This window comes from Kitasatospora sp. NPDC054768 (assembly GCF_053612025.1).
On the sequence record NZ_JBSHBN010000098.1, the window covers coordinates 22,021 to 35,688 of the forward strand.

A 13,668-nucleotide genomic window follows, 5' to 3' on the forward strand; every position below is an offset into this window, starting at 1 on the left:
CACGGACGCGCGGGAGTGGGTATGAAGCCGGGGGGAGGGCCGCGCGGCGCCGGAGGGCGGCGATCACGTAGCGTGGGCGTACCGGGCACGACGGGGGAGACGACCGAAGGGATCACGGTGAGCGACAGCAGGGGGCAGCAGCCCTCCGACCGGCCACCGCGGGCGGGCGACGGGCGCCCGGCCGGGGCGCCGCCCGAGCGCCGCGGCGGCATCCTGATGGGCCGGCCCTTCGGCGTGCCCGTCTACGTCACCCCGTCCTGGTTCGTCATCGCCGCACTGATCACCTGGGTGTTCGGCGGACAGCTGGGCGACGTCCTGCCCGATCTCGGAGGCGCCCGCTACCTGGTCGCGTTCTTCTTCGCGGTCGCCTTCTACGCCTCCGTCCTGGTGCACGAGCTCGCCCACACCCTGGTCGCGCTGCGCTACAAGCTCGGGGTGCGGCGGATCCAGCTGCAGTTCTTCGGCGGGGTCTCCGAGATCGAGAACGAGGCGGAGAGCCCCTGGCGGGAGTTCTGGCTGGCCTTCGTCGGCCCGCTGCTCTCGCTGCTGCTCGGCGGCCTCTTCTACCTCGGCGTGCGGGCGGTGGAGCTCTCCACCGTGCCCGGGGTGCTGCTCACCGGCCTGATGATCTCCAACCTGGTGGTCGCCGCCTTCAACCTGCTGCCCGGCCTGCCGCTGGACGGCGGCCGGATGCTGCGCGCGGTCGTCTGGGCGATCAGCGGCAAGCCGATGACCGGCACGGTGGCCGCCGCCTGGGTCGGCCGCGGGCTGGCCGTCGCGGTGCTGATCGGCCTGCCGCTGCTGAGCGCCGCCCGCGGGGTCGAGCGCACCACCACCGACACCCTGGTGGACGCCCTGCTGGCCGCGGTGCTCGCCGCGATCATCTGGAACGGTGCCACCGGCAGCCTGCGCAACGCCCGGCTCAAGGAGGTGCTGCCCGGCCTGCGGCTGCGCGAGCTGGCCCGGCGGGCCGTCGAGGTCACCGCCGACACCCCGCTGGGCGAGGCGCTGCGCCGCGCCCGCGAGGCCCGGGCCGGCGCGGTGATCGTGGTGGACGGCCGGGGCGAGCCGATCGCCCTCGTGCGCGAGGCCGCCGTCCGGTCGGTGCCCGAGCACCGCCGCCCCTGGGTGGCCGTCGGACCGCTCGCCCGCGACCTCGAACCCGGGATGCGGCTGAGCGCCGACCTCGGCGGCGAGGACCTGCTGCGGGCCGTCCAGGCCACCCCGGCGGGGGAGTACCTGGTGGTCGAGGCGGACGGCCGGGTGTACGGCGTCGCCTCGCTCAGCGACATCGAGCAGCGGCTGACCGCCGCCGTCTCCGGCCGCTGACCGACGGCCGCTGATCATGGTGGTAGGGCGGGAGGCTCCGCTTCCCTTAGGATTGTCGGCATGTCCGAACCGACCGGTGCCGCCCGCAGACGCGGGCCCTTCCAGGTCGGGGACCAGGTCCAGCTGACCGATCCCAAGGGTCGCCACTACACGTTCACGCTCCAGGCCGGGAACCAGTTCCACACCCACAAGGGTGCGTTCCCGCATGACGAGCTGATCGGCGCTCCCGAGGGCACGGTCGTGCGCACCACGGGGAACGTCCCGTACCTCGCGCTGCGCCCCCTGCTCCCCGACTACGTCCTGTCCATGCCGCGCGGCGCCGCCGTGATCTACCCCAAGGACGCCGGCCAGATCCTGGCCATGGCCGACATCTTCGCGGGTGCCCGCGTGATCGAGGCCGGCGTCGGGTCCGGCGCGCTCAGCATGTACCTGCTGCGCGCCGTCGGCGAGCACGGCATGCTGGCCTCCTACGAGCGCCGGCAGGACTTCGCCGACATCGCCCAGGGGAACGTCGAGCGCTACTTCGGCGGCCCGCACCCGGCGTGGAAGCTCACCGTCGGCGACCTCCAGGACAACCTGGTCGAGACCGACGTCGACCGCGTCATCCTCGACATGCTGGCCCCCTGGGAGTGCCTGGACGTCGCCTCCGAGGCGCTCGTCCCCGGCGGCCTCATCTGCTGCTACGTGGCCACCACCACGCAGATGTCCAGGACCGTCGAGGCGCTGCGCGACCACGGCACCTTCACCGAGCCGCAGGCCTGGGAGACCATGGTCCGCACCTGGCACCTGGAGGGCCTGGCGGTCCGCCCGGACCACCGGATGATCGGCCACACCGGCTTCCTGCTCACCGCCCGCCGCCTGGCGGACGGTGTGGAGCCGCCGCTGCGCCGCCGCCGTCCGGCCAAGGGCGCGTACGGCGAGGACTACGACAACGGGGCGCCCGAGCCCACCCTCCAGGAGCGCGCCGCCGCCCGCAAGGCCGCCCGCGACACGGAGACGGATCAGCCCGACCTGGGCTGAGCCCCGAAACCCACCGCGAAAGGGGTGGTACGAGCACACCGCTCGTACCACCCCTTTCGCATCCCGCCGATCACGGTGTGGGACGATGCTCGCGCACGCAGACCAGCTCCTGGAGCTCTGGAGGGGACGCCTGGTGGAGACCGCGGTCGGGACGACGACGGCGACGGCTGGACAGCGGACACCGCGGAGCCGCTCCGGGCCCGGGCACGCGCGCACCGCCCCCTGGCACTGGGCCGTCGCCCTGGCCGGCTGCGGCGCGGTGGTGGGGGCCGCGCTGGCGGCCTCCCCGGCGACCGGCACCCCGGTGCCCGCGCACCCCGTGCCCACGTCCCTCGCGGTGAGCGCGGGCCCCGACCCGGCCCAGGTCCAACTCCCGCTGGACTGCGGCCCGTTCCCGGTCAAAACGGCGCTCAGCGTGTCCGCGCGGCTCGGCGACGGGCGCCCCGCCACGGTGGTCACCGCGCACTGCGCCACCGAGACCGGCACCCCGCCGGACGCCGTCCTGCTGCTCGGCTTCGGCCCGGGCGGGCGCCCGGAGGTGGTGGCCACGCTGCTGCCCGAGCGCGAGAACCTCACCGTGAGCCGGATCGCGGTGCGTTCGGACGGCGCCATCACCGGCCACGCGCAGGGGTATTCGAGCGAGGACGTGCCGCGGTTCCGGCCCGACATCTCGGTCGACCTCACCTGGACGCACAGGGGCGGCGGCTGGGATCGCTCCCAGACCGCCGCCCCGGTCTCCGCCGTGTGACGGACCGACCACCGCGCGGATCGACCACCGCGCGGACCCGCTGATCCGCGGGCCGGCTACTCCGCGTCCGGCCCGTACACCTCGACCCGGTCGGCGACCCGGCGCACGTGGATGCAGTCGCCGGGGCACTCCTTCGCCGAGTCCACCACGTCCTGAAGGATCGTCAGCGACACCGGGGCGGTCTCCCCGGGCTGCTGGCGCAGCTCGTCGTCCGGCCCCTTCACATAGGCCAGCCCGTCGATGTCGAGCTCGAAGACCTCGGGCGCGTACTGCACGCAGATGCCGTCGCCGGTGCACAGATCCTGGTCGATCCACACCTCCAGCTCTTCGGCCGCTGCCGCCGTCTGCTCGGTCACCGACATGGTCCCCTGCCGTTTCTGTCCCGGGTCGCCCCTATTCCTGGAGCAATCCCGCCATTCGTACAACGATCGGACCTCGACTTGTGGTCGCGATCGGATATCACTTCGCTCGACGATACATCTGGCCCGCTTTGGGTGGTGCGCGGTGGGTATCCCCCTTAGCAGAGGGGAAGCACGCTGGGGCGAAGATCGGACACGCCCGTTCCATCTTTCTTGATCTAGGGGTTTACGGACCCCTGGTCCCAGGTAGGGTCTGGAAGCGTCCAGCTCCCCGGAGGAGGTGAGGACCGTGGCAGCCCACGATGACGACTACAACCGCAGCACCGGCAGGCCCGCTCGTGGTTCCGACGAGGCCGCTCAGGTCTCGTACCTTGAGCAGGAAATCGCCGTGTTGCGCCGCAAGCTCGCCGACTCGCCGCGCAATTCGAGGATCCTCGAAGAGCGGATCGTCGAGCTCCAGACCAACCTGGCGGGCGTGACCGCCCAGAACGAACGGCTCGCCTCCACCCTGCGAGAGGCCCGCGACCAGATCGTGGCCCTCAAGGAGGAAGTGGACCGGCTGGCACAGCCCCCGGCCGGCTTCGGCACCTTCCTCGACGCGAACGAGGACGGCACCGCGGACATCTTCACCGGCGGGCGCAAGCTCCGCGTGAACGTCAGCCCGAGCGTCGCCCTCGACGAGGTGCGGCGCGGCCAGGAAGTGATGCTCAACGAGGCCCTCAACATCGTGGACGCGATGGCCTTCGAGAACATCGGCGAGATCGTCACCCTCAAGGAGCTCCTGGAGGACGGCGAGCGCGCCCTGGTGCTGGGGCACACCGACGAGGAGCGGGTGGTGCGCCTCGCCGAACCGCTGCGTGGGCTGACCATCCGGTCCGGGGACGCCCTGCTGCTGGAGCCCCGCTCCGGCTACGTCTTCGAGGTCGTCCCGAAGTCCGAGGTCGAGGAGCTGGTGCTCGAAGAGGTCCCGGACATCGACTACCGCCAGATCGGCGGTCTGAGCAACCAGATCGAGCTGATCCGCGACGCGGTCGAGCTGCCCTACCTGCACGCCGACCTCTTCAAGGAGTACGAGCTGCGCCCGCCCAAGGGCGTGCTGCTCTACGGCCCGCCCGGCTGCGGCAAGACGCTGATCGCCAAGGCGGTCGCCAACTCGCTGGCCAAGAAGGTCGCCGAGGTCACCGGCCGCCCCCAGGGGAAGAGCTACTTCCTCAACATCAAGGGCCCCGAGCTGCTCAACAAGTACGTGGGCGAGACCGAGCGGCAGATCCGCCTGGTCTTCCAGCGGGCCCGGGAGAAGGCGGGCGAGGGCACGCCCGTCATCGTCTTCTTCGACGAGATGGAGTCGCTGTTCCGCACCCGCGGCTCCGGTGTCAGCTCGGACGTGGAGAACACCATCGTCCCGCAGCTGCTCGCCGAGATCGACGGCGTGGAGGGCCTGGAGAACGTCATCGTCATCGGCGCCTCCAACCGCGAGGACATGATCGACCCGGCGATCCTGCGGCCCGGCCGCCTGGACGTCAAGATCAAGATCGAGCGCCCGGACGCCGAGGCCGCGAAGGACATCTTCTCCAAGTACCTCAAGGACTCGCTGCCGTTCCACCCGGACGACCTCAAGGAGCACGACAGCTCCGTCGGGGCCACGGTGGCCGCGATGATCCAGTCGGTGGTGGAGCGGATGTACTCCGAGACCGAGGAGAACCGCTTCCTGGAGGTCACCTACGCCAACGGTGACAAGGAGGTCCTGTACTTCAAGGACTTCAACTCCGGCGCGATGATCCAGAACATCGTCGACCGCGCGAAGAAGATGGCCATCAAGGACTTCCTCGACCACGGTCAGCGCGGTCTGCGCGTCTCCCACCTGCTCGCCGCCTGCGTGGACGAGTTCAAGGAGAACGAGGACCTCCCGAACACCACCAACCCGGACGACTGGGCCCGCATCTCCGGCAAGAAGGGCGAGCGGATCGTCTTCATCCGCACGCTGGTCACCGGCAAGCAGGGCGCCGAGTCCGGCCGCTCGATCGACACTGTCGCCAACACGGGGCAGTACCTGTAAGCACGCGGTTGTCCGGGCCGGCAGCGGTCCCCGGAGCTGTACGCACACCGTCCGGCTGTGGCGCCTCGCGGCCCCGCAGCCGGACGGCGCGTCTCCGGGCCCGCCGCTCGGCGCCGGGTTCTAGGCTCGACCCACCGTCCGCGGGCAGAGGCCCGGCGTCGGTGTTGTTCGGCGGTACGTCAGCGTGCTCCGCCCGTCGGGGGCGGCGCACCGGGCAAGGAGGGCCGCATGACCGTACGGCGCGTGATGGGCATCGAGACCGAGTACGGGATCTCCGTGCCCGGGCACCCCAACGCCAACGCCATGCTCACCTCGTCCCAGATCGTCAACGCGTACGCGGCGGCGATGCACCGGGCACGGCGGGCCCGCTGGGACTTCGAGGAGGAGAACCCGCTGCGCGACGCACGGGGGTTCGACCTGGCCCGCGAGGTCGCGGACGCCAGCCAGCTGACCGACGAGGACATCGGCCTCGCCAACGTCATCCTCACCAACGGGGCCCGGTTCTACGTGGACCACGCGCACCCCGAGTACAGCTCGCCCGAGGTGACCAACCCGCGTGACGCCGTGCTCTGGGACAAGGCCGGCGAGCGGATCATGGCGGCCGCGGCACAACGCGCGCTGGAACTGCCCAACGGGCAGACCATCCACCTCTACAAGAACAACACCGACAACAAGGGCGCCTCCTACGGCACCCACGAGAACTACCTGATGAAGCGGGCGACACCGTTCGCCGACATCGTCCGCCACCTCACCCCGTTCTTCGTCTCCCGCCAGGTGGTCACCGGCGCCGGCCGGGTCGGCATCGGCCAGGACGGCTCCGCGCACGGTTTCCAGATCAGCCAGCGGGCGGACTACTTCGAGGTCGAGGTGGGCCTGGAGACGACGCTCAAGCGCCCGATCATCAACACCCGGGACGAGCCGCACGCCGACGCCGAGAAGTACCGCCGACTGCACGTGATCATCGGGGACGCCAACCTCTCCGAGATCTCCACCTACCTCAAGCTGGGCACCACCTCGCTGGTCCTGTCGATGATCGAGGACTCCTTCATCGCCGCCGACCTCGCGGTGGACCAGCCGGTGCGCACCCTGCACCGGGTCTCCCACGACCCGACGCTCAAGCACCTGATCACCCTGCGCAACGGGCGCCGGCTCACCGCCGTCCAGCTCCAGCTGGAGTACTTCGAGCTGGCCCGCAAGTACGTGGAGGACCGCTTCGGCGCCGACGCGGACGAGCAGACGGTGGACGTGCTGGCGCGCTGGGAGGACGTCCTGGGCCGGCTGGAGCGCGACCCGATGTCGCTGTCCCGGCAGCTGGACTGGATCGCCAAGCGGGAGATCCTGGAGGGCTACCGCAGCCGGGACACCCTGGAGTGGGACAACCCGCGGCTGCACCTGGTCGACCTCCAGTACAGCGACGTGCGGCCCGAGAAGGGCCTCTACAACCGTCTGGTGGCCCGCGGGCGGTTCGAGCGGCTGGTCACCGAGGACGAGGTCGAGCGGGCCGTCTCCAAGCCGCCGGAGGACACCAGGGCGTACTTCCGCGGTCGCTGTCTGGAGCAGTACGCGGACCACGTCGCGGCGGCCTCCTGGGACTCGGTGATCTTCGACCTGCCCGGCCGGGACTCGTTGCAGCGCGTCCCCACCCTGGAGCCGCTGCGCGGCACCCGCAACCACGTCAAGGAGCTGCTGGACCGCTGCCGCACGGCCGAGGACCTGCTCCGGGTGCTGGCCGGCGGGTAACTTTTCGATCACCATGGGTGAACGTCCGCCGAATGGGAATCATCCGGGGTGGCAGCGGGTGTTGGACAGGAAGCGCCACCGGCAAACCGGGAGCGGCAGTCGCACCTTGTGTATAGGGTCGGTGCAGCAAGCAACGACCGAACCGTGCCAGACGAATCGAGCGGGGTGAGGGAAATGGCGAGCAAGGACACCGGCGGCGGCCAGCAGCGGGCAAACCGTTCCTCCGAGGAGGTCGAGGAGCAGGCCGCGGAAAGCCAGAATTCCGACGACCTCAAGGAGCGCCAGGAAAAGCTGAGCGACGACGTCGACGCGGTGCTGGACGAAATCGACGAGGTCCTCGAGTCGAATGCCGAGGATTTCGTGCGCGGATTCGTCCAGAAGGGCGGGCAATAGCCCGCACCCGGGCATTCCGAATTCACGGTCGCGACCGTCCGGGGCGGCCGGGCGGCGAGCACCGCCCGGCCGTCCGGCACCGGCCCCTCCACCCGTGGACAGTGATCGTCGGGCGGGTAGGGTGCGGGCAGCGCGCGCTTCAAGCTACCTGGAAGGAATCGTGTGGAAGCCAACACTCGTGGCACCGGGCGTCTACCGGCTGCCTTCCTGACCCCGGGGTCGTCCTCGTTCATCGACTTCCTCGCCGAGCACAAGCCGGAGCTGGTCCCCGGTCGCCGCGGGCTCCCCGAGGGCGCCGTGGTCGAGGCCCCGCACGGGACCACGATCGTGGCCGCGACCTTCGACGGCGGCGTGGTCATCGCGGGTGACCGCCGGGCCACGATGGGCAACGTGATCGCCCAGCGCGACATGGAGAAGGTGTTCCCGGCCGACGAGTTCAGCGCGGTCGGCGTGGCCGGCACCGCGGGCCTCGCGATCGAGATGGTCCGGCTGTTCCAACTGGAGCTCGAGCACTACGAGAAGATCGAGGGCACCACGCTCTCCCTGGAGGGCAAGGCCAACCGGCTCACCACCATGATCCGGGGCAACCTGGGCATGGCGATGCAGGGCCTCGCGGTGGTGCCGCTGTTCGCCGGCTACGACCTGGACCTCGGCCGCGGCCGGATCTTCAACTACGACGTCACCGGCGGGCGGTCCGAGGAGCGCGGCTTCACCGCCACCGGCTCGGGCTCGGTCTTCGCGCGCGGCTCGATGAAGAAGCTCTACAGCGAGGGGCTGACGGCCGACCAGGCCGTCATCATGGTCGTCCAGGCGCTGTACGACGCGGCCGACGACGACTCCGCCACCGGCGGCCCGGACCTCGCCCGCAAGATCTTCCCGATCGTCTCGCTGATCACCGAGGACGGGTTCCGCCGACTCACCGAGGCGGAGGTCACGGAGGTCGCCGTCGCCATCACCGACGAGCGCCTGGCCCGGCCCAACGGCCCGCAGGCCCCGCTGATCTAGCCACCACCTCACAGGAAAGGGACGACCGCCGGTGTCGACACCGTTCTACGTCTCACCCCAGCAGGCCATGGCGGACCGCGCGGAGTACGCCCGCAAGGGCATCGCGCGCGGCCGCAGCGTGGTCGTGCTCACCTACGCCGACGGCATCGTCTTCGTCGCGGAGAACACCTCCAGGGCGCTCCACAAGGTCTCCGAGATCTACGACAAGATCGCCTTCGCGGCGGTCGGCCGCTACAACGAGTTCGAGAACCTGCGCATCGGCGGCGTCCGCTACGCCGATCTGCGCGGCTACTCCTACGACCGGGCCGACGTCACGGCCCGGGGCCTGGCCAACGTGTACGCCCAGACCCTGGGCACCATCTTCTCCTCGGTCGGCGAGAAGCCGTACGAGGTCGAGCTGATCGTGGCCGAGGTCGGCCGCACCTCCGACAACGACCAGATCTACCGGCTCACGCCGGACGGCTCGGTCGTGGACGAGAAGAACTACGTGGTGGTCGGCGGCAACGCCGACTCGATCGGCAACTACCTGGGCCAGCGCCACCGGGCCGGCCTGAGCCTCACCGAGGCGGTGAAGGTCGCGGTGGACTCGCTCGCCCGCGACCCCAACGGCGGCAGCCCGCGCAGCCTCACGCCGGAACAGCTGGAGGTCGCGGTCCTCGACCGCCAGCGGTTCCAGCAGCGCAAGTTCAAGCGGATCCTGGGCAACCAGCTGGGCCGGCTGCTCGACGGGGACCAGTCCGCCGAGGCGGACGACGACGACAACCCGGCGGGCGGCACGCCGGTGTAGCAGTACCTGTGGAGTTCCGTACGGCGGCCCCGCCGCCGTCGTGCGGGACTCCGGTGCCCCTGCGGCGGCCCAGCCGTCGTGGAGGCGGTTTCGGACAGCTCCGACAGAGAATGGAGTGCTCATGGACCGCCGGATTTTCGGGCTGGAGAACGAGTACGGCGTGACCTGCACGTTCCGCGGGCAGCGGCGGCTGTCACCGGACGAGGTCGCGCGGTACCTGTTCCGCCGGGTCGTCTCCTGGGGCCGAAGCAGCAACGTCTTCCTGCGCAACGGCGCCCGCCTCTACCTCGACGTCGGCTCCCACCCCGAGTACGCCACCCCCGAGTGCGACGACGTCGTCGAGCTGGTGACGCACGACAAGGCCGGCGAGCGGATCCTCGAAGGCCTCCTGGTGGACGCCGAGCGGCGGCTGCACGAGGAGGGCATCGCGGGGGACGTCTACCTCTTCAAGAACAACACCGACTCGGCCGGGAACTCCTACGGCTGCCACGAGAACTACTGTGTGGCCCGGCACGGCGAGTTCTCCCGGCTCGCCGACGTGCTGATCCCGTTCCTGGTCACCCGGCAGCTGATCTGCGGCGCGGGCAAGGTGCTCCAGACCCCGCGCGGCGCGGTGTACTGCGTCAGCCAGCGGGCCGAGCACATCTGGGAGGGCGTCAGCTCCGCCACCACCCGCTCGCGCCCGATCATCAACACCCGGGACGAGCCGCACGCGGACGCCGAGCGCTACCGCCGGCTGCACGTGATCGTCGGCGACTCCAACATGTCCGAGACCACGACGCTGCTCAAGGTCGGCTCCACCGACCTGGTGCTGCGGCTGATCGAGGCCGGCGTGGTGATGCGCGACCTCACCCTGGAGAACCCGATCCGGGCGATCCGCGAGGTCAGCCACGACCTCACCGGCACCCACCAGGTGCGGCTCGCCAACGGCCGGGAGGCCAGCGCGCTGGACATCCAGGAGGAGTACTACACGAAGGCCCTGGAGTTCGCGGACCGCAAGGGCATCAACACCGGCACCGTCGGCCGGGTGCTCGACCTGTGGGGCCGCACCCTGGAGGCCGTCCGCACCGAGCGGCTGGACGGGGTGGCCCAGGAGATCGACTGGATCATGAAGTACAAGCTCATCGAGCGCTACCGCGAGAAGCACGGGATGAGCATGTCCAACCCGCGGGTGGCCCAGATCGACCTCGCGTACCACGACATCCACCGCCGCCGCGGCCTGTTCTACCTGCTCCAGGGCAAGGGCCAGGCGCAGCGGGTGACCACCGACCTCAAGACCTTCGAGGCCAAGTCGATCCCGCCGCAGACCACCCGGGCGCGGCTGCGCGGGGACTTCATCCGCCGGGCGCAGGAGCAGCGCCGGGACTTCACGGTGGACTGGGTGCACCTGAAGCTGAACGACCAGGCGCAGCGCACGGTGCTGTGCAAGGACCCGTTCCGCTCGGTGGACGAGCGGGTGGAGAAGCTGATCGCGGGGATGTAGCGGAGGCGGTGTGATCGAGGCTTTGTGATCAAGGCGGTGGCCGGCCCCGGTGGTGTCTACCGGGGCCGGACGCGTGCCGGGCATACGCTGTCCGTCGAGTCAGGAGAGCCGACTTCGACCGACAGTTAGGACCACCGTGCGCCGCACCGCCGGTTTGCTTCTCACCCTGCCGTTGCTGCTCGCGGTCGCCTGCAGCAGTTCCCCCAAGGCGGCCGGCCCGGCGACGCCGTCCACGGCGAGCGCCGCCCCGACGGTGCCCGCGCCGGTCGGCGAGGCGTCGCCGATGCCCACTCTTTCGGGTGGCGGATTCGGCAGCAAGGCCACCATCACCATTCCCGAGGGCCAGCAGCCCAGCGGCCAGTTCGTGGTGAACACGGTCATCGAGGGTGAGCGGGCGACCGTCAACAAGGGCGATTGGGTGACGGTCAACTACACCGCCAAGGACTGGACCACCGGCAAGGACCTGCCGAGCTCGTACGACGCCAACGGCAAGCCGCAGCTCTACCAGGCCGGCAGCGGGCAGCTGGTGCCGGCGCTGGACCAGAGCGTGATCGGCAAGAAGGTGGGCTCCCGGCTGCTGGTGGTGGCCCCGCCGGAGGCGGCCTTCGGCGAGCAGGGCTCCAGCCAGCTGGGCGTCAGCAAGGGCGACACCGTGGTGTTCGTGCTGGACATCATGGAGAGCCTGCCGCCGGACTCCACGCTCACCGGGACGATGACCGAGCCGCCCGCCACGCTGCCGCAGGTCAAGGACAACGGCAAGGCGCCGGTGACGATCACGATCCCGGAAGGGCAGGCCGCGCCCGCCGACCTCCAGCAGGCGGTGCTGATCAAGGGCGAGGGCAAGCAGGTCAAGAGCGGGCAGACCCTGGTGGTGCAGTACACCGGGGTGCTGTGGGCCAACGGCCAGCAGTTCGACTCCTCCTGGACGCACGGCGGCGCGCAGGCGGTGCAGATCGGCACCGGCAGCGTGATCGAGGGCTGGGACAAGGGCCTGGTCGGGCAGAACGTCGGCAGCCGGGTCCTGCTGGTGGTCCCGCCGGCGCTCGGCTACCAGGACAAGGCGCAGGGCTCGGTGCCGGCGAACTCGACGCTGGTCTTCGTGATCGACATTCTCGAAGCGGTCTAGGAACTCACCCCGGGGATTCCGTACGCTTGGGCGGACGCTCGTACAGCGAAGCGTCCGCCCTCATCCTGAGCTGTCATACTGCCCACGCACTGTGGCAGGCGCCGCCCGGTGCCGAGGTCCGGGCGGGCGGTGCGGCAGCAGGCCGGCGTGCCCACGCCGGACGCAGACCTGGAAGACCTCGTGGCGAGATGGATGGGGAGTCATGACTGAGAAGACGCCGAGCCCGGGCGGGGCCGGTACCGCGGCGAACGACAGCTCTGCGGGTGACCCGGCCGCCTCCCGTCCCGGCGGCCCGGTCGGCGGGGACCGCGAGTCGATCGTCGTCCCCCCGGCGATCCTGGCGCAGCAGGCCGGCTGGGCGCAGCCCGGCGAGGCGCCGCGCCCCGCGGGCGGAACGAAGACGGACGACGACGCCCCGCAGATCTTCGCCTCCAACGTGCGCAAGACCGACAGCTCGGAGGCCGGGTACGACGAGAACCCGCCCGGTGTCGGCAAGCTGGGCGTGATCCTCGGTACGGTGCTGGCCCTGCTGCTGGTCGGCAGCGGCATCACGCTCTACGTGGTGAACAAGGACGGCTCCAAGGACAGCGCCGCGGCCAAGCCGGACGCGGCCAAGAGCGCGCCGCCCACGCCGACCGCCGACCCGGTGCCGCCGATCAAGGACAGCGCCAAGGTGCTGCCGACGGTCGCCGGGGACTTCGGCAAGAAGGCCGAGATCCAGGTGCCGGGCGAGGCCTCCGACGGCTCCTTCGTCGTCAAGGTGCTCACCGAGGGCACCGGCGCCAAGGTGGAGAAGAACTCCTGGGCCTCGGTGGACTACACCGCCAAGGACTGGAACACCGGCAAGGACATCCCGAGCTCGTACGACGCCGACGGGAAGCCGCAGATCTTCCAGGCCGGCACCGACGCGCTGATCCCGGCCCTGGACCAGGCCGTGATCGGCAAGAAGGCCGGCAGCCGGCTGCTGGTGGTGGCCCCGCCGGCCGCCGCGTTCGGCGCCCAGGGCAAGGCCGACATGTCGATCGGCCCCAAGGACGACCTGATCTTCGTGATCGACGTCCGCAACGCCAACGCGCCCGACGCCGTGGTGAGCGGAACCGTCACCCCGCCGCCGGCGGACTTCCCGCAGGTCAAGGACAACGGCAAGAAGCCGGCCGAGATCACCCCGGTGGCCGGCGCGAAGGACCCGACCGAGCTGAAGTCGCACGTCCTGATCAAGGGCACCGGGCCGAAGGTGGAGAAGGGCGAGAAGGTCGTCGTCCAGTACACCGGCGCGCTGTTCTCCAGCGGCAAGGTGTTCGACTCCTCGCTCAGCAAGGGCCAGGCGTTCACCTTCCCGGTCGGCGGCGGCCAGGTCATCCAGGGCTGGGACCAGGGCCTGGAGGGCCAGACCGTCGGCAGCCGGGTCGAGCTGGTGATCCCCGCCTCGCTGGGCTACGGCGACAAGGGCCAGGGCGACATCCCGCCCGGCGCGACGCTGGTCTTCGTGGTGGACATCCTCGACGCGGGTCAGGGCTGATCCACTTTCGGGTGACAATGGTGTACGTGTGACCTCCGGGTCCGGCCGCGTGGCCGGGCCCGGACGGGCGGCGGGCGCCCGTACCGTGGTCCGGGAAGAACGG

Annotated in this window: 12 protein-coding genes and 1 pseudogene; 12 read left to right on the forward strand and 1 reads right to left on the reverse strand. The window is 70.7% G+C overall.

All coding sequences use genetic code 11. The features are described from left to right. Positions 1–111 precede the first annotated feature (111 nt). The 3 genes from ACWGKU_RS25955 to ACWGKU_RS25965 all read left to right on the forward strand — a co-directional run bounded on the left by ACWGKU_RS25955 (position 112) and on the right by ACWGKU_RS25965 (position 3,097). Positions 112–1,329: a site-2 protease family protein gene (locus ACWGKU_RS25955; RefSeq protein WP_452177302.1), complete on the forward strand. Its 1,218-nt coding sequence runs from the start codon at positions 112–114 to the stop codon at positions 1,327–1,329. A gap of 60 nt (positions 1,330–1,389) precedes the next feature. Further along, positions 1,390–2,349 (forward strand): tRNA (adenine-N1)-methyltransferase, encoded by a 960-nt coding sequence (locus tag ACWGKU_RS25960; RefSeq protein WP_452177267.1) that lies wholly within the window; start codon positions 1,390–1,392, stop codon positions 2,347–2,349. A gap of 85 nt (positions 2,350–2,434) precedes the next feature. Then, the gene (locus ACWGKU_RS25965; protein WP_452177268.1) at positions 2,435–3,097 is read left to right on the forward strand and encodes a hypothetical protein; all 663 of its coding nucleotides are present in this window, start codon (positions 2,435–2,437) and stop codon (positions 3,095–3,097) included. 56 nt (positions 3,098–3,153) lie between these two features. Here ACWGKU_RS25965 and ACWGKU_RS25970 read toward each other — a convergent pair whose 3' ends face one another. Next, a complete protein-coding gene (locus tag ACWGKU_RS25970; protein WP_359901185.1) occupies positions 3,154–3,459 on the reverse strand; it encodes a ferredoxin in 306 nt (101 codons plus the stop codon). Between the two features lie 286 nt (positions 3,460–3,745). Here ACWGKU_RS25970 and arc point away from each other — a divergent pair, with 286 nt between their 5' ends. The 9 genes and pseudogenes from arc (at position 3,746) to ACWGKU_RS26015 (ending at position 13,565) form a co-directional block, all read left to right on the forward strand. Further along, positions 3,746–5,512, forward strand: coding sequence for a proteasome ATPase (gene arc / locus ACWGKU_RS25975; protein ID WP_359901182.1), 1,767 nt, complete (start codon positions 3,746–3,748; stop codon positions 5,510–5,512). Between the two features lie 228 nt (positions 5,513–5,740). Then, on the forward strand, positions 5,741–7,252 hold the full coding sequence (gene dop / locus ACWGKU_RS25980) for a depupylase/deamidase Dop (protein WP_452177269.1): 1,512 nt from the start codon (positions 5,741–5,743) through the stop codon (positions 7,250–7,252). A 174-nt stretch (positions 7,253–7,426) separates the two neighbouring features. Then, positions 7,427–7,645 carry a ubiquitin-like protein Pup gene (locus tag ACWGKU_RS25985; protein ID WP_188299085.1) on the forward strand — a complete coding sequence of 73 codons (219 nt, stop codon included), beginning with the start codon at positions 7,427–7,429 and terminating at the stop codon, positions 7,643–7,645. 133 nt (positions 7,646–7,778) lie between these two features. Further along, a pseudogene (locus ACWGKU_RS25990) lies at positions 7,779–7,856 on the forward strand (endonuclease VII domain-containing protein); the annotation flags it as partial. Then, entirely contained in the window at positions 7,853–8,650 is a 798-nt protein-coding gene (gene prcB / locus ACWGKU_RS25995) for a proteasome subunit beta (protein WP_452177303.1), read from the forward strand. The pseudogene ACWGKU_RS25990 and the gene prcB, both read left to right, overlap by 4 nt. A gap of 31 nt (positions 8,651–8,681) precedes the next feature. Beyond that, entirely contained in the window at positions 8,682–9,437 is a 756-nt protein-coding gene (gene prcA, locus ACWGKU_RS26000; RefSeq protein WP_401047277.1) for a proteasome subunit alpha, read from the forward strand. A 121-nt stretch (positions 9,438–9,558) separates the two neighbouring features. Next, complete coding sequence (pafA, locus tag ACWGKU_RS26005; RefSeq protein WP_387693002.1) at positions 9,559–10,920, forward strand: Pup--protein ligase; 1,362 nt, start codon at positions 9,559–9,561, stop codon at positions 10,918–10,920. 136 nt (positions 10,921–11,056) lie between these two features. Continuing rightward, positions 11,057–12,046: an FKBP-type peptidyl-prolyl cis-trans isomerase gene (locus tag ACWGKU_RS26010; protein WP_452177270.1), complete on the forward strand. Its 990-nt coding sequence runs from the start codon at positions 11,057–11,059 to the stop codon at positions 12,044–12,046. Between the two features lie 202 nt (positions 12,047–12,248). Continuing rightward, the gene (locus ACWGKU_RS26015) at positions 12,249–13,565 is read left to right on the forward strand and encodes an FKBP-type peptidyl-prolyl cis-trans isomerase (RefSeq protein WP_401047283.1); all 1,317 of its coding nucleotides are present in this window, start codon (positions 12,249–12,251) and stop codon (positions 13,563–13,565) included. Positions 13,566–13,668 lie beyond the last annotated feature (103 nt).

Coding starts and splice junctions, on each gene's coding strand:
- ACWGKU_RS25965 (WP_452177268.1), top strand. CDS start 2,435: ATGCTCGCGCACGCAGACCAGCTCCTGGAGCTCTGGAGGGGACGCCTG.
- ACWGKU_RS25960 (WP_452177267.1), top strand. CDS start 1,390: ATGTCCGAACCGACCGGTGCCGCCCGCAGACGCGGGCCCTTCCAGGTC.
- ACWGKU_RS26015 (WP_401047283.1), top strand. CDS start 12,249: ATGACTGAGAAGACGCCGAGCCCGGGCGGGGCCGGTACCGCGGCGAAC.
- dop (WP_452177269.1), top strand. CDS start 5,741: ATGACCGTACGGCGCGTGATGGGCATCGAGACCGAGTACGGGATCTCC.
- ACWGKU_RS25985 (WP_188299085.1), top strand. CDS start 7,427: ATGGCGAGCAAGGACACCGGCGGCGGCCAGCAGCGGGCAAACCGTTCC.
- pafA (WP_387693002.1), top strand. CDS start 9,559: ATGGACCGCCGGATTTTCGGGCTGGAGAACGAGTACGGCGTGACCTGC.
- ACWGKU_RS25970 (WP_359901185.1), bottom strand. CDS start 3,459: ATGTCGGTGACCGAGCAGACGGCGGCAGCGGCCGAAGAGCTGGAGGTG.